The 20,913-nt window shown below is 64.5% G+C and carries 19 protein-coding genes and 1 pseudogene; 6 read left to right on the forward strand and 14 right to left on the reverse strand.

The genetic code is table 11. The annotated features are described in order from the left end of the window. Nucleotides 1-53 precede the first annotated feature (53 nt). Nucleotides 54-3,152: a type I restriction endonuclease subunit R gene (locus DEIGR_RS18190; protein ID WP_058979777.1), complete on the reverse strand. Its 3,099-nt coding sequence runs from the start codon at nucleotides 3,150-3,152 to the stop codon at nucleotides 54-56. A 97-nt stretch (nucleotides 3,153-3,249) separates the two neighbouring features. On the opposite strand from DEIGR_RS18190, the gene DEIGR_RS20615 reads away from it, so the two are divergent. Next, a complete protein-coding gene (locus DEIGR_RS20615; RefSeq protein WP_153013949.1) occupies nucleotides 3,250-3,696 on the forward strand; it encodes a hypothetical protein in 447 nt (148 codons plus the stop codon). A 68-nt stretch (nucleotides 3,697-3,764) separates the two neighbouring features. Beyond that, on the forward strand, nucleotides 3,765-4,025 hold the full coding sequence (locus tag DEIGR_RS18200) for a hypothetical protein (protein WP_153013950.1): 261 nt from the start codon (nucleotides 3,765-3,767) through the stop codon (nucleotides 4,023-4,025). Between the two features lie 102 nt (nucleotides 4,026-4,127). Here the strand turns inward: DEIGR_RS18200 and DEIGR_RS18205 are convergent, their stop codons facing one another. The 4 genes from DEIGR_RS18205 to DEIGR_RS18220 all read right to left on the reverse strand — a co-directional run bounded on the left by DEIGR_RS18205 (nucleotide 4,128) and on the right by DEIGR_RS18220 (nucleotide 7,060). Further along, nucleotides 4,128-4,910, reverse strand: a complete 783-nt coding sequence (locus DEIGR_RS18205) for a hypothetical protein (protein WP_058979782.1) — start codon at nucleotides 4,908-4,910, stop codon at nucleotides 4,128-4,130. Between the two features lie 78 nt (nucleotides 4,911-4,988). After that, on the reverse strand, nucleotides 4,989-5,690 hold the full coding sequence (locus DEIGR_RS18210; RefSeq protein ID WP_058979784.1) for a hypothetical protein: 702 nt from the start codon (nucleotides 5,688-5,690) through the stop codon (nucleotides 4,989-4,991). Continuing rightward, nucleotides 5,687-6,691, reverse strand: a complete 1,005-nt coding sequence (locus DEIGR_RS18215; protein ID WP_058979786.1) for a DUF4268 domain-containing protein — start codon at nucleotides 6,689-6,691, stop codon at nucleotides 5,687-5,689. Before DEIGR_RS18215 ends, DEIGR_RS18210 begins: the two co-directional genes overlap by 4 nt. Before the next feature lie 12 nt (nucleotides 6,692-6,703). After that, nucleotides 6,704-7,060: a hypothetical protein gene (locus DEIGR_RS18220; RefSeq protein WP_058979788.1), complete on the reverse strand. Its 357-nt coding sequence runs from the start codon at nucleotides 7,058-7,060 to the stop codon at nucleotides 6,704-6,706. A gap of 168 nt (nucleotides 7,061-7,228) precedes the next feature. Here DEIGR_RS18220 and DEIGR_RS18225 point away from each other — a divergent pair, with 168 nt between their 5' ends. Further along, complete coding sequence (locus DEIGR_RS18225; RefSeq protein ID WP_058979790.1) at nucleotides 7,229-7,549, forward strand: hypothetical protein; 321 nt, start codon at nucleotides 7,229-7,231, stop codon at nucleotides 7,547-7,549. Nucleotides 7,550-7,647: 98 nt separating this feature from the next. On the opposite strand, the gene DEIGR_RS18230 is transcribed toward DEIGR_RS18225, so the two are convergent. The 8 genes from DEIGR_RS18230 to DEIGR_RS18260 all read right to left on the reverse strand — a co-directional run bounded on the left by DEIGR_RS18230 (nucleotide 7,648) and on the right by DEIGR_RS18260 (nucleotide 17,180). Further along, the gene (locus DEIGR_RS18230) at nucleotides 7,648-8,319 is read right to left on the reverse strand and encodes an ankyrin repeat domain-containing protein (protein ID WP_058979792.1); all 672 of its coding nucleotides are present in this window, start codon (nucleotides 8,317-8,319) and stop codon (nucleotides 7,648-7,650) included. Further along, nucleotides 8,316-9,635, reverse strand: a complete 1,320-nt coding sequence (locus DEIGR_RS20035; protein WP_083524301.1) for a restriction endonuclease subunit S — start codon at nucleotides 9,633-9,635, stop codon at nucleotides 8,316-8,318. Before DEIGR_RS20035 ends, DEIGR_RS18230 begins: the two co-directional genes overlap by 4 nt. Next, a complete protein-coding gene (locus DEIGR_RS18235) occupies nucleotides 9,625-10,668 on the reverse strand; it encodes a PDDEXK nuclease domain-containing protein (RefSeq protein WP_058979794.1) in 1,044 nt (347 codons plus the stop codon). Before DEIGR_RS18235 ends, DEIGR_RS20035 begins: the two co-directional genes overlap by 11 nt. Then, on the reverse strand, nucleotides 10,658-12,274 hold the full coding sequence (locus DEIGR_RS18240) for a class I SAM-dependent DNA methyltransferase (protein ID WP_058979796.1): 1,617 nt from the start codon (nucleotides 12,272-12,274) through the stop codon (nucleotides 10,658-10,660). Before DEIGR_RS18240 ends, DEIGR_RS18235 begins: the two co-directional genes overlap by 11 nt. A gap of 466 nt (nucleotides 12,275-12,740) precedes the next feature. Then, entirely contained in the window at nucleotides 12,741-14,090 is a 1,350-nt protein-coding gene (locus tag DEIGR_RS18245; protein WP_236704971.1) for a replication initiator protein A, read from the reverse strand. Nucleotides 14,091-14,469: 379 nt separating this feature from the next. Beyond that, nucleotides 14,470-15,423, reverse strand: a complete 954-nt coding sequence (locus DEIGR_RS18250; RefSeq protein WP_058979800.1) for a ParB/RepB/Spo0J family partition protein — start codon at nucleotides 15,421-15,423, stop codon at nucleotides 14,470-14,472. Continuing rightward, nucleotides 15,413-16,207, reverse strand: coding sequence for a ParA family protein (locus DEIGR_RS18255; RefSeq protein ID WP_058979802.1), 795 nt, complete (start codon nucleotides 16,205-16,207; stop codon nucleotides 15,413-15,415). The genes DEIGR_RS18250 and DEIGR_RS18255 overlap by 11 nt, the downstream gene beginning before the upstream one ends. Before the next feature lie 361 nt (nucleotides 16,208-16,568). Then, a complete protein-coding gene (locus DEIGR_RS18260) occupies nucleotides 16,569-17,180 on the reverse strand; it encodes a transposase (RefSeq protein WP_083524303.1) in 612 nt (203 codons plus the stop codon). Between DEIGR_RS18260 and DEIGR_RS20620 the strand changes: the two are divergent. The 3 genes and pseudogenes from DEIGR_RS20620 to DEIGR_RS18265 all read left to right on the forward strand — a co-directional run. Beyond that, nucleotides 17,070-17,375: pseudogene (locus DEIGR_RS20620) on the forward strand (IS4 family transposase); the annotation flags it as partial. The gene DEIGR_RS18260 and the pseudogene DEIGR_RS20620 sit on opposite strands and share 111 nt — an antisense overlap. A 276-nt stretch (nucleotides 17,376-17,651) precedes the next feature. After that, entirely contained in the window at nucleotides 17,652-19,277 is a 1,626-nt protein-coding gene (locus tag DEIGR_RS20625; RefSeq protein ID WP_153013951.1) for a hypothetical protein, read from the forward strand. Nucleotides 19,278-19,390: 113 nt separating this feature from the next. Continuing rightward, nucleotides 19,391-20,407 carry a tyrosine-type recombinase/integrase gene (locus tag DEIGR_RS18265; protein ID WP_058979805.1) on the forward strand — a complete coding sequence of 339 codons (1,017 nt, stop codon included), beginning with the start codon at nucleotides 19,391-19,393 and terminating at the stop codon, nucleotides 20,405-20,407. A gap of 138 nt (nucleotides 20,408-20,545) precedes the next feature. On the opposite strand, the gene DEIGR_RS21400 is transcribed toward DEIGR_RS18265, so the two are convergent. Continuing rightward, nucleotides 20,546-20,913: hypothetical protein (locus DEIGR_RS21400; RefSeq protein WP_236704972.1), on the reverse strand; the 368-nt coding region annotated here is incomplete at its 5' end.

Raw genomic sequence — 20,913 nt, forward strand, 5'->3', positions numbered from 1 at the left:
GAGGTGAGCTCATTTGCGCGGGTCACTCGGGCGCGGTCTCCGCTCTCCCCTGCTCAGTCGGCGGCGTGCTGGGCGAACAGCTCGGCCTGCTCGATCACCGTGCGGCTGGCGGTCTCCTGCTTGTCCGGTGGGTACCCGTGCTTGCGTAGCACCCGTTTGACCATCCGGCGCAGGTTCGCGCGGGCCTGCTCCCGTAGGTGCCAGTCGATCGTGGCGTTCCGGCGGACCGTCTCGGCAATGTCCCGCGCGATGTCCCGCAGCTGCTCGTCCCCCAGGATCTTCACGGCGCTGTCGTTGACTTCCAGCGCGTCGTAAAACGCGATCTCGTCCTCGGTGAGGTTCAGGGCCTCCCCGCGGGCCTGCGCCTCGCGCATCTGACGGGCCAGGTCGAGCAGCTCCTCGATCACCTGCGCGGTTTCGATGCTGCGGCTCTGGTAGCGCCCGATGGCCGCCTCGAGCTTCTCGCTGAACGCGCGGGACTGCACGGCGTTGCGGCGGCTGCGGGCGCGCACCTCGTCCCGCAGGAGCTTGTCGAGCAGTTCCACCGCGAGGTTCTTCTGCGGCATGTTCTGCACGTCCTCCAGGAACTTCGGCGACAGGATCGAGATGTCCGGCTTCTTCAGTCCGGCCGCGGCGAACACGTCGATCACGCCGTCCGGCGCGACGGCCTGCTCCACGAGCTGCTGCACGGCGGCGTTCACGTCATGCCGGGCCTGGGCGGTGCTCGTGACGTCCTGCTTGCTCAGCGCGGCCCGCACGGTCTGCAGGAAGACGACCTCCTCGCGCACGGCCAGCGCTTCCGGGTGCGGCACGGCCAGCGCGTACGCCTTGCCTAGCTGCAGCACCTCCCGGATGAAGCGCTCCTTGGCCTTGTCGCGTTTGGCCAGCACGAACTCCTGGGCGTTCACGATCAGGCTCACGCGCTCGGTGGGTGTGCCGCCCATGAAGTCCGAGTAGTCGAAGCCGTGCAGGATGCCGCGCACCACGTCCAGCTTCTCCGCCATGAAGTCCAGCGCCGCCTCGACATCCAGCGTGGGCGTCCCTTGCCCGCCGCTCGTGGCGTAGATGCCCAGTGCGTCCTTGAGGCTGTTCGCGAGGCCCAGGTAATCGACGACTAGCCCGCCGGGCTTGTCCGCGAAGACCCGGTTCACGCGGGCGATGGCCTGCATCAGCCCGTGGCCCTGCATGGGCTTGTCGAGGTACATGGTGTGCAGGCTGGGTACGTCAAAGCCCGTGAGCCACATGTCACGCACGATCACGAGCTTCATGGGACTGCCCGGGTCCCGGAAGTGATCCGCGATGGCCTTGTTCCGCGCCTTGCTGCGGATGTGGTCCTGCCAGGCCGGGTCGTCGTTCGCACTGCCCGTCATCACGACCTTGACCACGCCTTCCTGGTCGCCGGTGCCTGCCCACTCTGGCCGCAGGCGGATCAGCTCGTCGTACAGCGCCACGCAGATCCGGCGGGACATCGCCACGACCATGCCCTTGCCCTCCAGAACGCTCTGACGCGCCTTGAAGTGCGTCACGAGGTCCTGCGCGACCGCCCGGACACGCTCCGGGGCGCCCACCAGGGCTTCCAGCGCCGCCCACTTCGTCTTGAGCTTCTCGCGGCTGCTGTCTTCCTCCCCCTCTGTGATCTCCTCGAAGTCCTCGTCCAGCGTCGCCCAGGCGACCTCGTCGGTTGTGAGGCGTACCAGACGGGACTCGTAGTAGATCGGGACGGTCGCGCCGTCCTCCACGGCGCGCTGCACGTCGTACACGTCGATGTATTCCCCGAAGATCGCGCGGGTGTCGGCGTCCTTGGACTCGATGGGCGTGCCCGTGAACCCCAGGAACGTCGCGTTCGGCAGGGCGTCCCGGATGTGCTTCGCGAAGCCGTAGGTGAGCACGCCGTCCTTCCCCAGCCGGGCATTCAGGCCGTACTGGCTGCGGTGCGCCTCGTCCGCGATCACGATGATGTTCCGCCGCTCCGACAGGGTCGGGAAGGCGTCCCCACGCTCCTCGGGCAGGAACTTCTGGATGGTCGTGAACACCACGCCGCCCGCGGCGCGCTCCCCGAGTTTCTGCCGCAACTCCGAACGGGCCGTGACCTGCTCCGGGACCTGCCGCAGCAGGCCCGAGGCGCGGCTGAACGTCCCGAACAGCTGATCGTCCAGGTCGTTGCGGTCCGTGAGGACCACCAGCGTCGGATTAGCGAGTTCCGGCTGCACGACCAGCTTCCCGGCGTAAAACACCATGGTCAGGCTCTTCCCGCTGCCCTGCGTGTGCCACACCACGCCGCCCCGGCGGTCCCCGGCGACGCCGCTGGCCTCCACAGTCGTCTGCACGGCCCGCTGCACCGCGTGGTACTGGTGGTACGCCGCGACCTTCTTCTTCACGTCAGGGCCGTCCACTTCGAACACCACGAAGTGCCGCAGCAGGTCCGTGAGCACCTCCGGCGTGAACGCGCCCTTGATCAGGGTCTCCAGGCTCTCGGGGTGGACCTCGCGGCCCGTGACGGTCTTCCACGGCTGGAAGCGCTCGAACGCCGCGCCCGCCACGCCCAGGCGCGCCTGACTGCCATCCGAGATCACCAGCAGCGCGTTGTACGCGAACAGGCGCGTGAGCTGCTTCTGGTACGTCTGCAGCTGTGTGTACGCCTTCTCGATGGTGGCGTTGGCGTCCTTGGTGTTCTTGAACTCGAAGATCACCAGCGGCAGCCCGTTGATGAACACGATCACGTCCGGGCGCCGCTCGACCTGCCCCTCCACCACCGTGAACTGGTTGACGGCCAGGAAGGCGTTCCGGCGCGGCTGCGCGAAGTCGATGACCTGGAGGTGCTCGGCGCGGACGCCGCCCAGCCCGTCCGGGAGTTCCACCTGCACGCCGTCCGTGATCAGGCGGTGCATTCCCTGGTTCGCCTGGAGCCCCACCCCGACCGGGTTCGACAGCTGCCGGACGGCCTCCGCGATCGCCTCGGGGCTCGCCCCGGGATTCAGGCGGACCAGCGCCGCGCGCAGCGGGCCGTCGAGCACCACGTCCTGGTACGAGGCCCGCTGCGCGCCGGGTGTTTCGGGGGCGATGTCCGGCCCGAAGGCAGTCTCGAATCCCTGGCCGCGCAGCCACTCCAGCGCGGCCAGTTCGACCGTCTCTTCGTTGTAGGAGGACGCCATCCCGCGGAGTGTACCCTCACGCGTCCACACGCACACACGCAGATGCCCAGGGCAGGTGAGGCACCCTCACAAGGGGGAGACTGGTAAGGTTCGCGGGATGACTCGAATTGTGCTCGCCGCGCTCTGCGCTGGCCTGATCCTGAGTGCCTGCGGACAACGCTACTCCGATTCCGCCAAGTACACCGCGCCCGTCGGCTACGACACCACCAAAGGCCAGTGCAACCCCAACTACAACTACCCGCCGGGCAGCCCTTGCAACAACCCACAGCCCCCAGCGACCACCAAAGGCATGCGTGTCACCGTCGAAACCATCAACTGCGCCGCAAACTACAGCTACATCTGGGGGAACACGATGTACTCCGGCACGGCGTCCAGCGTTGATCGGACCTTGAGTGCCTCCGCTGGCGACGTGATTGCCGTCACCGCGCAGAGCACCTGCGGCGCCGGTGGCTCCGCAACGGTGAAGCTCTACAAGGACTCCACGCTCGTAGCGTCAGACTCGAAGGTCGGCCCGGAGGTCGCGCGGGCCAGCGCGACCTACTGACATGGGGGCGTCTTGTGACTGGCCGTGATGCGTTAGGGCCTCAGTTCGCCAACAGGGACGAAGACCGCGTGCGGGTGTACGACATCGCGCTGTCCCTCGCGTATGCCCCTGACATACGGCAGGCGTTGGTGGTGGTCTGCGAGGAGCATCCACTGCTCATCGTTGAGGTCCTGTCGCCTACGCTGATGAGACTCACCACCACCCCTTCCTGGCCCGTCAGGCACTCTGACATGCCGTTCCGGCTGTACTGCTTCCACATGCATGCGATGATGCGTGCCCAGAAAGTCCGGGACGGATGCTCAGACATCCACGGCATGCCGCTCACCTGAGTTGGTGAGGGTCTGCACGCTTGACCTGTTCGCCTTCTGATTGGCAGCCTTCCGACGCTGTCCTGAAGGCTGCCGAGTCCAGCAAGCCCAGCCTGCACCAGATCACAGCAGGGTCGGCAGAGTGTCCTGTGAGTGCATCAGGACGCAGGAGTGGATCAGCGGGGAACTCAGCGGCAGATTCCGGCCCAGAAACACGCGCGCGTACCATTCGCCGTACGCGCCGACGTACCCTCCGCCCCGCCAGCACCGATTGTCCACGCCGAACAGGTCCAACACATCGTTAGCGAACCCTGAATCGGCCGCCACGTACGCGTAATAGGCCGCCTGGGGATCCAGCCCACGGTCCTGCTCAGCCGGGTCCCGGTACAGGTAGAAGTCCTCACCCGAAAGGCCATAGTGCTCCAGTGGGGGACGTGTTCCACCATGAATGTTCAGGAGCTGGTCGGTCACCTGGGCCGCCGCGCCCATGCGGTGATGATCAGTGGCCAGGTAAGCCAGTGCTTTCCACGTGCCGGGGAACAGGTCGAGCGGCTCCTCCTGGTCCGTCCGGACGGTCACGACGTAGAACTCATCCTCAAGGTAGGCAGGTTCCGGGAAGCCTTCCTCCGACTTGATCGTCTCGGTATGCCACGCCACCCGCCACCTGGAACTCATGTACCCGCTGTACTTCTCCGGGTCGGTGTCGTCGACGCCGCCGTACAGGCGGCGCGCGGCGTCCTGGACGGTCAGGCCCTGCATCTCCTCGTAGTCCCCAAAGCAGACGTAGGGGCGGTGGAGCGGGCCGAGCTGACCCGTGAAAGCCCGCTTCGGGATCAGGCGGATGAGGAGGCCCGGGCGGGTGCGGAGGATGAGGCGCTGACGAATCTGTTCAGAGTCTTTGGTCATTGTTGCTGCCTTGAAGGGGTGAATGAGGGTCGCCCGGCTGGGGCCGCGCTGATGGTTGGTCGCGGATGGCGCCGTATTTCATGGGGTCTGGGCTACCGTCAGGTCAGCCCATGGGGCCAGGATCCGGTCGTAGATGGCCTGCGCCTCCCAGGTGTCCTGGTGGAGGGGAAGCACCACACCAACCCCGAAGTCAATCCAGCACCAGTCGGGGGCGTCCATCTGCGACAGGAGCAGGATGAGCGTGCGCACGTCCGGCGCGTCCGGGAACTGCTCGTGAAAGAGACGGGTGCCGCTGGACTCCTGAGCCACCAGACGGCCCTGCCGGGTCTGCCACACGACCGTCTGAGATTCCCGCCCCGCGTAGTCGCGGCTGCGTCCGGGCGTGGCTGTGAACACCTGCAGGCGGACCGTCAGGGACTGGCCTACACGCGCCTCGGCTTCTTTCAGGCGAGCGTCGAAGGTCCGGTTGCGGGCCTGCGCCAGGAAGTCAGGCCAGGCCCAGCGAGCGGCCAGGATGTCCGACGCCGGGAAGTGCGGCGCGGCGGTCCCTTCCACGCCTTTCTCCACGCACCACTGCACGAACACCTGATCGCCCGCTTCCCCCCAGGGCCACAGGCCGAACTTCGCGCGGTGATGCGCCGGGTTCTCGTACGAATCTGGCAGCAACCACACGGGCGTCGTGTCCGGCCGCTCAGTGCTGTACAGCAGGATCCCCAGTTGGACCGGCGCGGCCTGCTGCACCGCGTGGGCGAGCTCGCGGGGGCTGTGGTACCGACTCACGCTTCGTCCTCGTCCAGTGCGCCTTCGTCACCAGGTCCGACGGGAATGTCCTGCAGAACCTTGATGCGCGGAGAGAACACCCGGTGTAGTGCCTGCAGGTGCTTCAGGAACCATGCGTGCTGCTCACCCCAGGTCGTGTCGTCCCGGACGTCAGGCACCTCCAATCGAAGTTCGACCTGCGACTGCTTCTTACCGAGATTTTCCGTCCACATCATCGGGAAGCCCAGCGCTGCCTCAATCTCGTCCTTCTGCAGCAACAGCTGCCGGTAGTAGTCCTTGGACAGATTGGAGTACAGCCCCACCGTCAGGATGCTCTTCTGCGTGTTGATCCGCGCGCCCACCCAGAATCCACTGCGGCCCACAGAGAAGTCCATCCAGTGCACGGCCTGTGGCCGCTTGATACTCAGGGGCCCTGCATTGGGCTTGGCGTACTCGACGAAGGCCTGCCAGTACGCGAGTTTCAGCTGATCCGTCCCGGTGAGCGCCTCCGCCTGCTCAGTGGTCGCTTTCAACCAGTCATTGGGCTGACTGACCACGTTGAACTTCGGGGCGGGCATGGACGAGCCGATCTGCCAGAGTTCCACTTCCAGCCCGAAGAAGTTCACGCCCTCCGCCGTACTGCGGTTCAACCAGTCCAGTGCCGCCCGGTGCTCATCCGTGAACCGCTCGGCGATCCATACGATGGTTACGGCCTCCAGCCCGGCGGCGTACGTGATCAACTGCCCAAGGTGCGAGTGGTCGGTCTTCCCGAACTGGTTCTCGATCAGCACGCGCGCGTGCGTACTGCTGTCACTGCACAGGAGGTCCGCGCGGAACGGGCCGACCCACTGCTCACGGCCGACAAATTCCAGCTCCATGCCGATGGTCTCCCCGAGCAGGGCCAGTGAGTCGTCTTCAGCCAGCCACGGCGTGAAGTTCTGCGCCTCGTTGGGCCAGACGGTGCGGATGTCCTCAAGGCGTCTCAGTCGCCCAAGCGGTTGTGCAGTGACGTTCAGCGTCATACGGGTGTGACCTCAGTGATGGAGTTCTGGTGCTGATGGCCAGCTGGCCGGGCAGGCGACAGGGACTCGACGGGAACGGCCCAACATGAACTGAGTCCCCTGGCGCTGGAGTGCATCCCCTGGTTCGCCTGGAGCCGGGTTCGACAGCTGCCGGACGGCCTCCACGACCGCCTCAGGGCTCGCCCCGGGATTCAGGCGGACCAGCGCCGCGCGCAGCGGGCCGTCGAGCACCACGTCCTGGTACGAGACCCGCTGCACGCCGGGCGTCTCAGGAGCGATGTCCGGTCCGAAGGTAGTCTCAAACCCCTGGCCGCGCAGCCACTCCAGCGCGGCCAGTTCGACCGTCTCTTCGTTGTAGGAGGACCCCATCCCGCGGAGTGTACCCTCACGCGTCGACGCGCACGCGCGTAGATGCCCGGGGCAGGTGAGGCACCCTCACAAGGGGGAGACTGGTAAGGTTCGCGGGATGACTCGAATTGTGCTCGCCACCCTCTGCGCTGGCCTGATGCTGAGCGCCCTGACCTCAAGGGGCGTCTCGTGACGGGCCGTGATGCCCTGAAGCCTCAGGTCGCCGTCAGGGACGACGAGGACCTCGTGCAGGTGTACGACGTCGCTCTGTCCCTCGCGTATGCGCCGGAAATGCGTCAGGCGCTGGTGGTGATCAGCGCGGAGCAGCCGCACACCCTCGTTGAGGTCCTGTCGCCCACGATGATGAGGCTCACCATCACCGATCCCTCCTGGGCGGCCAGACCCTCGGACATGCCCTTCAGATTGCACAGCCTCCACATGCAGGCCATGATGCGGGCAGAAAAAGTCCGGGACGGGTACTCGGACATCCACGGCGTGCGGCTCACCTGAGGCAATCGCTCCTGTATTCCCGATCTGATCACCTTGCCAGGGACGGCCTGACGCTGTCCTGAGCGCTGTCGAGCCCTCCTCTCCCGATCGGCCGGACATCACACATCGCTGCTGGACGGCAAGCTCAGGACGCCGCCCGTTGAGACGAGGCGGCGTTCTTCTGACCCTTCAACGACCCGGATCCAGCTGTCCACGATGCAGATGGGTTCGCCTGCGACCTGTCCCAGTTGGAGGTGGAAGCCGCCGTACATGCCCGGGATGGGAAACCAGAGTTCGTTCCCCGGCGTTTCCGTCAGGAGTTCCAGCGGCGGAAAGCGCATGGTGATGCCCTCCAATAGGTGCTGGATGTCCTCGCGGTCGCGGATCACCTGGTGAACTCCGGCTTCCACAGCGGCCATCTTGGCCGCAGGGAAGGTCAGGGTGGGCCTGGGCGTCAGCAGGTCCAGGAGGTGCTGGTGCCCACGTTGACGGGCGATATCGACCGCCTGCTCAGCCGCTGTGGTGCGCAGCGTGCGGAGCGCCCCGAGTTCCAGTAGCGCCTGGACGACCTCGGCAGGCGCGCCGCCGTGGGCTGCCTGGTGCAGGGGCGCGTAGCCGCTGGTGCCGCCTATGCGACCCGCGTTGATGCGCCCTGGGTTGTGCGTCAGGAGGTCCAGCAGGCGAGCCCACTGGCAGTCCCTGGCGGCGTCCGCCACGGCGTGAGCGGCCTCCACGTAGGACTGCTGGAACGCATCCGGGTCGTTCCTGCCGATCCAGTGTGGGGCACTCATGCAGGAGCGCCCTCTGGAGCTTCGACGGCGTTCTCCCAGTCGCTGACGTCCAGTTCGCCGGACAGGAGACGGGGGAGGAGCGTATCCCGGATGTGAGCGAGTTCGATTGATTCAAATGTGCATAATTGTATCTTTTCTATTATCGGCGCAACTGCTGCACTATATGCGACTGCTAATGCCGCCGAAGGTAATATGATGGGATATGCTGCAAGGTCATTCCAAGAAGCTCTCGGCATTCGCGTCCCACTCGATGAACCTGCCATGGCGTTTATGAATTCATCACTGCTGACTAAAAAAAGCACGTATTCTTCCCAATTTATTTTGGGTTTTAAGATTAATATATCAGTGGACGAGATGCCATTGAATGGGGCAATGCCAACCTTCTTGAAATATGGCCTCAGTTTACCAAAAAGAATTTCGCCTTTTTTGAAAATTACCTTTCCACTGTCTACGTCTTTAGCCTTACCCCACGAATTTAATCCAATTGAGCCTCTGGGCATATGTTCTAGGCCAATATATGGCGTCCTGCCATCAATGCTCTGCGGATTGATCGAACGTCGGGGATTTTCCACTATTGATCCCAATTGACTAACCCTCCAGCCCTCTGGAAACCACTTCCCGTCGATCTCCACGAAGCGGTCGGGGATGAGGGCGGCGGTTTCGGCGTCCATGCCTGCGGGTTGTTCGCCGCGTTGTTTGGCGTGGACGGGGTCGAAGTCGATGAACCAGCTTTTGAACAGGGCGCGGGCCATCTGCTCCAGCGTGCGGTTGATCTGACGATTGAGCTCGATTTTATCGTCAAAGGCGGAAAGAATATTGGCGATTTGCCTCTGAATTTCCAAGGGTGGGAGCGGAATATCTAATTCCATTAAGTCAGATCCAGTAATTCCGGATACCGCCACTTGACGAAGAATGGAACCTAGATTGGTTTTTCCCGCTGGAGAGTTAAAATAATAATAAAGATACTGACTATCAGAAATATTATCGTTCGCTCTTGCGCGAATCAGAGACGATTCAAAAACAGCCTCATCCTCTGCCTCTTTGACCCAAATACACTTACCCGCCCCTTCTGCGGTAAGTGATCGTCTAGCAAAAATCAAATCCCCTTTCTTAATTCCGAACCGATCAATCTCGTCTTTATCTACATCTAATAGCTTCATTTCTATTGAGGTTGATAGACGAGGATTTGAAAAAAGCTCACCCATATTTACTATTTTAATGCCCTTTCCGTGAAACTCTTTAGACTTATAAATACCGTTTCGGACCTTGCCATTAAGTAATTCGCCAAATTTCTTGCTGATCCACTCACTCGTCATTTTGCACAACCTTCGAATTTCCAAGCTTAGATTCAAGGGCCTCTACACTCGGCAATTGACCTTCAAATTGCTTCGGCAGACTCTCCGCAATTACGTAGGTGCTCACGCCCAGCGGCTTGTCCATGTCGCGCAGGGCGTACTCGGCGATCACCTTGTTCTTCGTCCGGCACAGCAGCAGCCCGATGGTCGGCGCGTCCTGCTCGTGCCGCAGCAGGTCGTCGGCGGCACTCAGGTAGAAGTTCATCTTGCCGACGTACTCGGGCTTGAACTCCCCGATCTTCAGGTCGATCACCACGTAGCAGCGCAGCTTCAGGTGGTAGAAGAGCAGGTCCAGGTAGAAGTCCTCCCCGCCGACTTCCAGGTGGTACTGGCTGCCCACGAACGCGAAGCCCACGCCGAGTTCCAGCATGAAGTCCCGCAGGTGCGCCAGCAGGCCCCGTTCCAGGTCGCGTTCCAGTGCCTCGTCGTGCAGGCTCAGGAAGTCGAAGGTGTATGGGTCTTTCAGGAGCTGCTGCGCCAGTTCCGACGTGGGCGCAGGGAGCGCACGGTCGAAGTTGGTGGTGGCCTGCCCCTGGCGGTCGATCAGGCGGGTGTCCATCTGGTGGATCAGGACGTTGCGGCTCCAGCCGTGCTGGATGGCGGCGCGGGCGTACCATTCCCGCTGCGCCGGGTCTTTGAGTTTGTCGAGCAGGGCGACGTTGTGGAACCAGGGCAATTGTGCAGCAAGCTGCTGCACAAATTCAGGGTCCGGCCAGGCTGCCGCGAAGGCCCGCATGTACTTCAGGTTCCGAGGGCTGAAGCCTTTCAGGTCGGGGAACTCGGCTTTCAGGTCCCGGGCGAGCTGGTCGACGACTTTCGCGCCCCACCCTTCCTGGGCCTGCCGCGTGAGGATGCTGTGCCCGATGTGCCAGTACAGCAGCACCAGTTCCCGGTTGACGGCCAGCGCCGCCCGCGTCTGCGCGCTGCGGATGCGGCCTTTCAGGTCCCCGAGCAGCGCCGCGTAATCGTCGGGGAGGGTCAGGTCACTCGCCATAGCCGAGCCTGTCCAGGTTCGCCTTGATGACGGCCTGCAGGCGGTCACTCTCGGCGAACTGGGCACGCAGCTCCCCACTCAGGCGCGTCATTTTTTCCGCGAAGGGTTCGCTGTCCTCTTCCCTGGGCGCGGCGCCCACGTAGCGGCCGGGCGTGAGCACCCAGCCGTTCTTCTCCAGGTCGTCGATGGTGGCGGACTTGCAGAAGCCGGGCACGTCCTCGTACTCCCCGTCGCCGTCGCCGCGCCAGTTGTGGTACGCCTGGACGATGCGGGCGCGGTCCTCGTCCGTCAGGTCGCGTTCGGTGCGGGTGCGCATGTACCCGAGTTCACGCGCGTCGATGAACAGCACCTGCCCGCTGCGGTCCCGCAGGGGGCGGCCTTCCTGTCCGGTGCCGCTCTGCTTGTTGTTCGCGAGGATCCACAGGCTCACGGGAATCTGCGTGGTGTAGAACAGCTGCCCCGGCATGGCCACGATGCAGTCCACCTTGTCCGCCGCGAGCATCCGCTTGCGGATCTCCCCTTCCCCACTCTGACCGCTGCTCAGCGAACCGTTGGCGAGCACCACGCCCGCCGTGCCGCTGGGCGCGAGGTGGTACAGGATGTGCTGCAGCCACGCGTAGTTCGCGTTCCCCACCGGGGGCGCGCCGTAGCGCCAGCGGGGGTCGCTCTGCAGGCGCTCCCCACCCCAGTTGCTGATGTTGAAGGGCGGGTTGGCCAGAACGTAATCGGCGCGCAGGTCCGGATGGAGGTCCTGGTGGAAGGTGTCGGCGTTTTCTTTGCCGAGGTCCGCGTCGATGCGGCGGATCGCGAGGTTCATCCGCGCGAGCTTCCAGGTGGTGTAGTTGCTCTCCTGACCGTACACGGCGATGTCCCCGATCCGGCCCTTGTGCGCCTCGACGAACTTCTCGCTCTGCACGAACATCCCGCCCGACCCGCAGGCCGGGTCGTACACGCGGCCCTTGTACGGGGCGACCATCTCCACCATGGTCTGCACGACGCTGTCCGGTGTGTAGAACTCCCCCCCGAGTTTGCCTTCCGCGGCGGCGAAGCGGCCCAGCATGTACTGGTACACCTTGCCCAGCAGGTCCGTCTCGGCTTTCAGGGCGGGCTGGTCGCTGAACAGGTCGCTCTGCTCGGTGACGGTGCCGCCCGTGCCGTACTTGCTGATCTCGTCGATCAGCCCGCCGATCACGCGGTGCGGGAGGCTGGGGCGGGCGTACCCGGTGGGGAGCATCCCGCCGAGCTGCTTAGCGTTCTCCTTCTCAAGCGCCGCCATGGCTTTGTCGACCAGGCTGCCGATGGTCGCCTCGCGCGCGTGGTCCTTCAGGGTATCCCAGCGGGCCTCACGCGGCACCCAGAACACACCCTCGGCAAGGTACTCGTCGCGGTCCTCGGCGGTCTCCTCACCCTCTTCAGCCTTGAGCTTGTCGTACAAGGTGGTGAAGGCGTCGCTGATGTACTTCAGGAACACCAGGCCGAGCACAACGTGCTTGTACTCGGCGGCGTCCATGTGGCCGCGCAGCTGGTCGGCGGTGTTCCACAGCACTTCTTCAATCCGGGGCGGGGCGCTGGGGGCGCGGGCCGCTCGTTTGGTCCCTCGGGTCATTGCCCGCAGTGTAGAGGGCCAAGTGCTGACTGCCCACCACAGATCGCCAAACGCCATCCATGCGGACCGGAACGCCCCTGCCCTGATTTAAAGATGATTTTTTATAAGAATAAAAAGAAACATCATTTCATCAGTGCTGCCACATTTTCGGGCCGCTCGTGTGTCCAGCACGGCCTTTTCTGGCTTTTTCTGCCCGAATTTCCCCCAAACTTGACGAACGAATCCCCCAAACTTGACGAACAAAAGAGCCTGTTTCCCCCAAACTTGACGAACGAATCCCCCAAACTTGACGAACGGGCACCTGGATTTCCCCCAAACTTGACGAACCCTACTCTAATACTGGTTCGAATCTGTCTCAGAGCGAAAAAAAATTCATTTCCCCCAAACTTGACGAACCCACTTCCCCCAAACTTGACGAACGAATCCCCCAAACTTGACGAACGGTTTCCCCCAAACTTGACGAACGCTATTCCGGGAGCAGGTCCCGCAGGGCGTCGGCCTTCCGGGCAGGGTCCTGGCCCATCTCCCGTGTCACGAGCCGGACGAGGTCTGTCACGTCCACCTGCCCGGCCAGCAGAGCCGTACGCAGCCGGTCGCGGTCCGTGGGTGATAGCAGGGGCGTCACCTTGGCGAAGGTCAGCAGACGCTCCAGGCGTGTGAGTTGACGCTCGGGCGACAGCGCCTGGAATTCCTGCAGCTGGCGGGATTCCACCTCATCGGTCACCTCGTCCGCCACGGCAGTGGCCGGTAGTGCAGCCCGCGGCTCGACTTCAGGGGGGAGGGGGACGACTTCGGCGTACCGTTCCGGGTGCACGAGCATGTCCCGAAGCAGGGCCCCGGCGTTCTGCTTGCGGCCCGGGTACGCGTCGAAGCGGCGCAGGGCGAGGTGCACCGGCGCTGGATCCGGATGTTCCGTGAGGTACTTTCCAGCCACGGCGGGATACATGCCGCGTTTCGTGAGGGCGCGCAGCAGTTCCTCGTCGGGGAGGCGCTCGACCGGCGCGAACACGTAGGTGAGTTCCTGACTCTTCCCGCGCCCGGTAACCTCCACGTCCAGGAGGATGCCCCGCTCGCGCAGCTCGTCATGGGCGGGTTGCAGCACCCGGCGGATCTTGTCCGGTTCGGTGCTGTAGATGCTCAGGCGTTCGCCCCACTCGAGCAGGTTGATCGTCACCCGGTCCTGCGCCGAACCCGAATCCCAGCGCAGCGCGTCCAGCACGCGGTACACCGCCCGCACCGGGGGGCTGCTGAGTTCCCGGTACAGCGTGAGGTCCAGCGGTTTGACGTACCCGTCGCGGATGCTCAGGGCGATCTCGTCCGGTAGGCGGACCTCCAGCACGCTGCCCGCGTCGTACTCCTCGTCCCGGGTCGCGGTGACCTTCCAGAGGTAGTTGAACGTGGCGTCCAGATGCCGCTGTCGGCCCTGCGACCACCAGCCCTGCGTGATCTGGTAGCTCGTACTCTGGAGTCTGCGCAGGGACTGCCGGACTTCCCGGTAGTAGTGCGCGCTCGCGTGCAGCCCGGCCGCCAGGAGCAAGCGGTGCAGGGACACGCGGACCGTGCCGTCCTCCGGGCAGCCGTCCTCGAGGTAGAGGTTGATGATGGCGACCATCACGTCGTTGTCCAGGCCGTGCGGCACGACGTGCCCGGTAAGGGCGGTGCACGTGACGGTCACAGTCCGCTCGCCGGTCTGGTACGTGCGGGTCCAGCCGGTGTACCCGGCCGGTACGCGGGACTGGGCACTGATCAGCGACAGGCGGGCCACGTTGAGCTCGTCGTGCCCGTTCCGCCGCTCGTCACCCAGGTGGGTGGGCATGACCGCGTCCGCCGTCGGCGGCGCAGGGGTCGCCTTACGGGACGCCCGACTCATCTCAGCGCTCCACGTGGGGAATGAATCAACCAGGACACGATCACAGGGCCTCCAGTGTACCGGGCGGAGTGGGTGGCACGGCCGGCAACTGCCCGAAGTTCCTGGCACCGATTCCGGTGTTTCCCGAATGCCCGGCGGGTCTCCCCTGTCTCAGGCGGGGCCGAACGAGCCAATGGGCTGCCCTGGAAATTCCCCCTCGCAGGTCAGGGGCAGGGCAGGAGTCACATCTGCCGATCATCGGTGTCCCCCTGACGCACGACAGGGATGGGGCCGATCGCTGGCCGGAAGTGGACGGTCCGTTTGAGAGGGGTGGATGCCTCGGCGGTTACGACCGGCTGCCCTGCAACTCGTCCTGCAGTTGTTCGAGGAGGCGCATGACGCGGGCGCGGCGCTGGTCGTCGAGACGCTCGAGGGTCCGGGTCCCGAGGTTCTGGCGAACGTCCGCCGCGAGGCCCTTCCACCGCTTGCCCTGCTGATCGTCCACGAGGCGGCGCAGCTCCTGGAAGGACGCGCCCGTCTCACTGGCAGCCAGCAGGACCTGGCGCAGCGCCGGGTCGGTCTGCCGGTGGATCAGCAGAGCACTCCGGCCGGCCATGCGGCCCTCGCGCACAGCGTCGAGCAGCTCCTGGGGGAGTTGCAGGAGGGGCAGGTTGTTCGTGACGAAGGATTCCCAGGTCATTGTGCCCAGGGACGCGAACAGCGTCTCCAGGCGGGCCCGCTCGTCGCCGTGCTGCTCCGGGTGGTTGCGGATCGCGTGCAGGCGGCGTCCCAGTGTCTGGGCCAACGTGGAGGCGTCGTCGGGGTCGGCGTGCGGCCCGCTGCCCAGCACGTCCTGAATCAGCAGCAGGCGGTACAGAGCCTCGTCAATGGCGTCGAGGTCCTCACGTTGCAGGTTCTCCACGGCGCTGAGGCGGCGGGCGTCCTGATCGTCGAGGGTCAGGATCAGGCAGGGCAGCGTGCGGGGGGGAGGGCCGGTCAGGCCGCGCTCCTCGTCCACGCTGAGCTGAAGGGTCGCGGCGAGGTCTGGTGCGGAGGCGCGCCAGCGGCGTTCACCGGCGATGATCTCGTACCGGCCTGGCTGCTGGGGGGAGGGCCGGACGATCAGGTTCTGCCGGACGCCTTCGCGCCGGACGCTGCGGGCCAGGGCCAGCAGGCTGTCCCTGGGGAAGCTCCGCCGGGGTTGCCAGGCCGCGCGGTGCAGCTGCTCGTGGCTGATCTGCCGGACCTGCCCCTGGGTGGCTACGGCACTGAGGCCGCCGAGCAGGTCTTCACGAGACACGCGCGGCTCCGACGGTCTGCAGGAAGGCGTCTGCGACGGCCATGATCTCGGCGCGACCGTCGCCACGGTCGAAGACCGGGACGGGCGTGGCGCGTTCCATCGCGGTGGGGTAGAGGCCCGGCCGGTGCCGCACGACGCCGAGGATCTGCCCGAACAGGCTTTCGATTTCCGCCTGGTACTGCCGGGCGAGGGTGGTGTTGGGCGCCTGGGTGATGACGGGCGGCAGGACCTGCAGCTCTGGGTTGAGGCGGTGGTAGTGTCCCTTCTCCACGCGGGAGCGGATGAAGCTGCCGGCGCGCAGGCCCTTGCGGTTCGGGGGAATGGGCAGGAGGACCCGGTCGGCGGCCAGCAGGGCCAGGGTCGCCATGTCACCGAGGGTGGGGTTGGTGTCGATGAAGACGAAGTCATAGGTGCCTGCCGCGCGGATCTCGTTCAGGGCGTAGCGCAGCCCGACGACCATGCTAACGTCCGACTTCAGCTCCTTCTCGAGGTTGTAGAGCGTGATCGAGCTAGGCATCAGGTCCAGCCCGTAGACGTGGTGCACGTCGGGTAATGGGCCCGTACCCAGGACCGCGGGGCCGATGGTCTGCGCGAAGGACTCGTCGGCATTGGCGAACATCTCGTCGACATCGACGCCGAGGCTGACGCTGAGGTCGGCCTGATGATCCGCGTCAATGAGCAGCACGCGGTGGCCCAGCAAGGCCAGCGCCGCGCTGAGGTCGCGTGCCGTGGCGCTCTTGGCGACGCCGCCCGCATAGCTGTGAACGGTGGTGATGAGTGTCATAGGTGGTCCTCCGAAACTAGAATCACGTGATTCTAGCCTGACGCGGAATGGGCCGATTTAGAATCACGTGATTCTAGATCGGGTCTCTGAAGCCGGCGGGCGCGTTCTGATCAGGTCGGCGAGTCCCCCAGCAGGGGAGGCCGGGCACCTGAGGCAAGGTGAGCCGCGCGCGTGCGACACACTGGGCTATGACGCGTTCTGTTGAATGCCCCCGCCGGACTGACGCTGTGCGGGAGTGTCCGTGACGACCCATCCCGAATACGCTCAGGAGCGTGAGTTCCTGGCCACCACTGTCGCCGCTATTCAGGAGGCCCTCGCGCGGCGGGAAGAGGCGTCTTTCTAAGAGCGTGTTTTAAAAGTTTTAGGCAGCGGGGTCAAGACGGCGCAACATGAGGCGAATGCTGGCGAGATAGCACCACGCTTCGGTGGTCTCTGGCCGCCCTTCGAAATCTCGGGTCAGGCGACGACAGCGGGTCAGCCAGGCCAAGCTACGCTCAACGACCCAGCGCCGTGGGCGGACAACGAGGCCTCGTTGTCCGCTGATGCCGTGAACGATCTCCACCACCCAGCCCAGGACCTTCTCGGCCCACGTCACCACTTCACCTGAGTAACCGCCATCCGCCCAGATGTGCTTCAGGCGCGGATGGCGTTTGGCGAGGATGCTCAGCAGGATCGGGGCTGCGACCCGATCCTGCACGCCACCCCCCGTCACATAGACCACCAGCAGTAGTCCAAGGGCGTCCACGACCAGATGCCGCTTGCGCCCATGGGTCTTCTTGCCCGCGTCCACACCGCGTATCCCCGCCTGTGGCGCACAGCGCACGGTCTGGGAGTCGATACTGCCCGCTTCCATACTGACACGTTGGCCACCTACCTGAACACTCGCTGGCCACACCGACGTACAGACGCGCTGCGTCGTCTTGCCGAAGTGCTCCAGGCCGAATCCACACTTCACCGCAAGATCGCGCTTCATCTCCCCAGATCAGCTACGTTGGAATCAAAAACTCGGACGGTGGCCCGCGTGTTTCACGACGCTCAACTCACGTCACAGGACGTCTGTGACGTCCTGCTTCCCTTGCTACCCGACGGCAAGCTCACCCTGATAATGGACCGCACCACTTGGCACTACGGCCAGATGCCGCTGAATATCCTCGTCTTGGGCGTTCTGCACTTCTTCTTCCAGGCGTAAAAGGACGCCGGACTGCAGCCAAGTCACTGCACAAGTACTCGACTGGCTTCTCGCCCTTTTTGGCGTTCTGGAGCAGATTGATGATCTGACCTTCGCTGAACTACCGATTTTTCATGGGGGCCTCTCTTCCCAGCCTACGGCTGGCGGGGGCGAGCCTGACTCTCTACTTCATCCCGTCCAATTTTCGGGGGGCAGCCCACTTGCCCATGTTCCCCCAGAGGCGCCACGCCTCACCACCCATCTCGAGGTGATCTGTTGACTCGAACCGATACTGACCACACGCCGCGCCTTCCTCGTAGCCCTGACCGCCAGTGCTCAGACGACCGCCGCTCAGGGAGGAAAAACCGCCACCCGGAGGCGCCACAGCCTGCCTGGCTGACTGAGGAGAAACTCACCTACCACCGCAAAGTGATGGTTCAGCGTCATGCAGACGCCAAAAACGCCCAGCGTGCCGAGCAGCAGCGCATCAGAATGATGCGCAATGACGCCCTGAGCAAGCAGGTCACAGAGGCTGCCCGGCAACGTGCGCTGGATCAGGCGGTTGCCGACCCTGTGCGGCCCTGGAGCGACGACCTGATCTGCGTGGCCCAGAGGCGTTTAGGAGACACTGCGGCGGCCAGTGCCATCGCACATGCGCTGTACGGCGCGGCAGTCAGCCGCGACCTGAGGGCAGAGGAACTGGCGCTGCTGCGCCACGCGGCCAAGGCAAGCGCGGTGGTCTTCGCGCCCCAGAAGCTTCACCGCCTAGTGGCTGACCCTGAACTTCATCCGCACTTTGCCCCGGTCATGCGCTTGGCGTCAGCGGTACACATCTGGATGCGTGGCGATACCTCACCCGCGCGGTTCAATTCGCTGTTTGAGCAGCACGCCGCCACATTGATCCCCGCCGCAACCTCGCACTACCTGAGCATCTCCGCCATGGCTCGAGCGGCTACACCTTGGCCACTACAGTACGCCCTAGCAATGCATGCCCTGAGGCGCGGCGACACGGCCTTGCTGGATCTGCCCTGGCATCCACTGGTGCAGGCGGCAGTCGACCTGGGTCGCGCGGGCTCCGCCGCCGCTGCGCGGGCTGCCCTCGAGAGCTTTGAGGCGGACATCTGCGCTCAGGCCTACGTTTCTACTGCGCCACTGGACCTACGGCCCTTTCTTCCCGCCTGCACCGCACAAAACGTCCGCGTCATCCACTGTGAGGGTCGACCCTGGAAAGACAACATAGCCTTCTGCCCCACCCTGGGTGGTCCCTGCACTCTGGCACCGAACGGCCCGGCGCGCCTGAGCGCTGACCGCAGCCTGCCGGCCGAACGCTGGAGCGTTCTGGAGCTGCTTGACCACGCCGGACCGCCCCCCATGGCGGTCTTCCCGGAAGTCCGCCCAGGCACTGGGTTGCGCAAAAACGAGGAACTCACCAGCCGCCTGGGCGGCTGGCTCAACCGCCTCAACCGAATCCGGCCACTGCTCAAATGCAGCCACGAAGGCTGCGGACAGACTCTGATCACCAAAAAAGGCTATGCACGCTTCCTGGCGTCCTACCCTGTCACGATCTTCAACTGCCCAGAAACAGGCAAAGGTCACGACCGCGACGTTAAACTCACGCACTGCTGGGGCTGTAACGGGATCATCGACTCGCGCAAGAGCCGCTACCAGGACGGGATGAGCACTTACAACGTCTGTCTGAACTGCGCTGCCGGCGAGCGTAATGCGGCGACGGTGGGTGACACCTGCCCCCATTGCGGGCACGGGCCAATGCGCCTGGGCCGCAGTGGGCCCATCCGCCACAGCCCCCTGGGCCTGCACTGCACCCGCCCCGGGTGCCGCAAGGTGTGCGGACTGAATAGCAACACCCGGCCCTATCTCAGCTCACGCGTGCTGCGCCGCTAGGGTGTAAGTGTCACTTAAACCCAGATTTCATGTACATGCGAAAAGGATCACCTGTGAAATTGCCGCGATGGGCGTCCATGACCTGGACGCCTGGGCTTTACCATTGGGGACGTATGACCACTCCAGACCCGGCCAGTTCAGTTGCGCCGCTCTCGCCGAGCCCCAGCGGCAGTATGGCGATGATGCTCTACAAGGCCAACTTGCAGGCCCGAGCATGGACCTGGGCGGATCTCGAGCCGGACGAACTGCGGCGCCGCGCCATCCAGGCGGCCCGTGACCGCGAGGCCCTTTGGGGACTGACGGAAGCGCATCTGCTGCTCAACGGTCTCGCCGGGGCCAGGGTCAGCGCCCATACGGTCCGCGCGTACCACAAGGGCATCCTGACCTTCCTTGATTTCGCCGAGAAGCACGGCGTGCAGCTCCTGCGTCCGCGCGCCAACCACGGCGTGGCGTACGTGCGCTGGCTCGAAGGGCAGAAGCTGAGCACATCCAGCGTCCGCACGCGCCTCGCCGCCGCACGCAAACTCTTCTCAGCGCTGCGCTGGGCAGATGCCAGCTCCGCAACACCCTTCGCCGACGTCCGGCCCGCACCGGACCCCGTTCCGCGCACTGAGAAACGCCGACCGTACACAGACGAGGAAATCGCGCTTCTGGTCCGCACGGGGGACACAGAGGAGAAGGTGATCCTTCTGCTGGGCGCGCACGCCGGCCTGCGGGTCAGTGAAATCTGCAGCCTGCAGCGTCAGGACGTACACCTCGACGCGCAGCCACCACACCTGATCATCACCGGCAAGCGGCAGAAAAGGCAGAGCGTCCCCCTGAGCCGCTCACTGAGCCAAGCGCTACAGGCGTGGCTGGCGGGAACACCATCTCTGGGGCCGCAGGTGATCGCCGGTAAGAGCAGCGACTACGTGCAGAACCGGGTGAAACGAGTGTGCGAGCGTGCGGGCGTGCGGTATGAGCGGCGCCAGGTGCATGGCTTGCGGCACAGTGCTGGCACGCGCGTGTACACCGACACGGGGGATCTGCTCGCCGTCAGGGACCACCTGCGTCATGCGGACATTACGAGCAGCGAGATTTACGTCGAGTACAGCCGAAAACAGAAGCCCAGCGCCGTCCGCAATTGGTGACCCCATGGGCGACCTCCTGGAAGAGACGCATCAAGACCCGGGGCTATGCTGCCTGATGCATCTGACGATCTGCACAGGAAGAAGAGGTGCAATCTGATGCACGACTGCAATTCAGGCTGTCGAACTTGCACCGGACGCCTACCAAATATCGTCAGCCTCTTCCCGTGCTGGGCTGTCTGCAAGCCACGCCCCGTCGACGGCTGCCCACGCCAAATCCAGCTGATCCGTATCGCCATCGGGATCAACGTAATCTGATAAGTCCTCCGTAACGTGCGATGTGGGACGCAACGTGAGTATGTCCGACAGGGACCGGCCCGACACGGCAAAGAACATGCTGTGCAGTTCAACCACACTTCGTTCTTCAGCCGAGAGCTGATCTCGAAGAGTCTGTATCTTCTGAAGCTTGGCACGGGCTAGTCCCACGATGCGCCCCTCAATGGGGTGCGTGGCTTTCAATGAAGTGGAGGCGATCTGGCAGGCTCGGACAGCCGAGCAGGTCGGGGCAC

This window comes from Deinococcus grandis (genome assembly GCF_001485435.1).
Classification (GTDB): Bacteria; Deinococcota; Deinococci; order Deinococcales; family Deinococcaceae; genus Deinococcus; species Deinococcus grandis.

What these genes read in the sequence shown, in the direction of transcription:
- DEIGR_RS18190 (WP_058979777.1), bottom strand. Translation starts at nt 3,152, where the DNA reads ATGGCGTCCTCCTACAACGAAGAGACGGTCGAACTGGCCGCGCTGGAG.
- DEIGR_RS20615 (WP_153013949.1), top strand. Translation starts at nt 3,250, where the DNA reads ATGACTCGAATTGTGCTCGCCGCGCTCTGCGCTGGCCTGATCCTGAGT.
- DEIGR_RS18205 (WP_058979782.1), bottom strand. Translation starts at nt 4,910, where the DNA reads ATGACCAAAGACTCTGAACAGATTCGTCAGCGCCTCATCCTCCGCACC.
- DEIGR_RS18215 (WP_058979786.1), bottom strand. Translation starts at nt 6,691, where the DNA reads ATGACGCTGAACGTCACTGCACAACCGCTTGGGCGACTGAGACGCCTT.
- DEIGR_RS18220 (WP_058979788.1), bottom strand. Translation starts at nt 7,060, where the DNA reads ATGGGGTCCTCCTACAACGAAGAGACGGTCGAACTGGCCGCGCTGGAG.
- DEIGR_RS18230 (WP_058979792.1), bottom strand. Translation starts at nt 8,319, where the DNA reads ATGAGTGCCCCACACTGGATCGGCAGGAACGACCCGGATGCGTTCCAG.
- DEIGR_RS20035 (WP_083524301.1), bottom strand. Translation starts at nt 9,635, where the DNA reads ATGACGAGTGAGTGGATCAGCAAGAAATTTGGCGAATTACTTAATGGC.
- DEIGR_RS18235 (WP_058979794.1), bottom strand. Translation starts at nt 10,668, where the DNA reads ATGGCGAGTGACCTGACCCTCCCCGACGATTACGCGGCGCTGCTCGGG.
- DEIGR_RS18240 (WP_058979796.1), bottom strand. Translation starts at nt 12,274, where the DNA reads ATGACCCGAGGGACCAAACGAGCGGCCCGCGCCCCCAGCGCCCCGCCC.
- DEIGR_RS18245 (WP_236704971.1), bottom strand. Translation starts at nt 14,090, where the DNA reads ATGCCCACCCACCTGGGTGACGAGCGGCGGAACGGGCACGACGAGCTC.
- DEIGR_RS18255 (WP_058979802.1), bottom strand. Translation starts at nt 16,207, where the DNA reads ATGACACTCATCACCACCGTTCACAGCTATGCGGGCGGCGTCGCCAAG.
- DEIGR_RS18260 (WP_083524303.1), bottom strand. Translation starts at nt 17,180, where the DNA reads ATGAAGCGCGATCTTGCGGTGAAGTGTGGATTCGGCCTGGAGCACTTC.
- DEIGR_RS18265 (WP_058979805.1), top strand. Translation starts at nt 19,391, where the DNA reads ATGACCACTCCAGACCCGGCCAGTTCAGTTGCGCCGCTCTCGCCGAGC.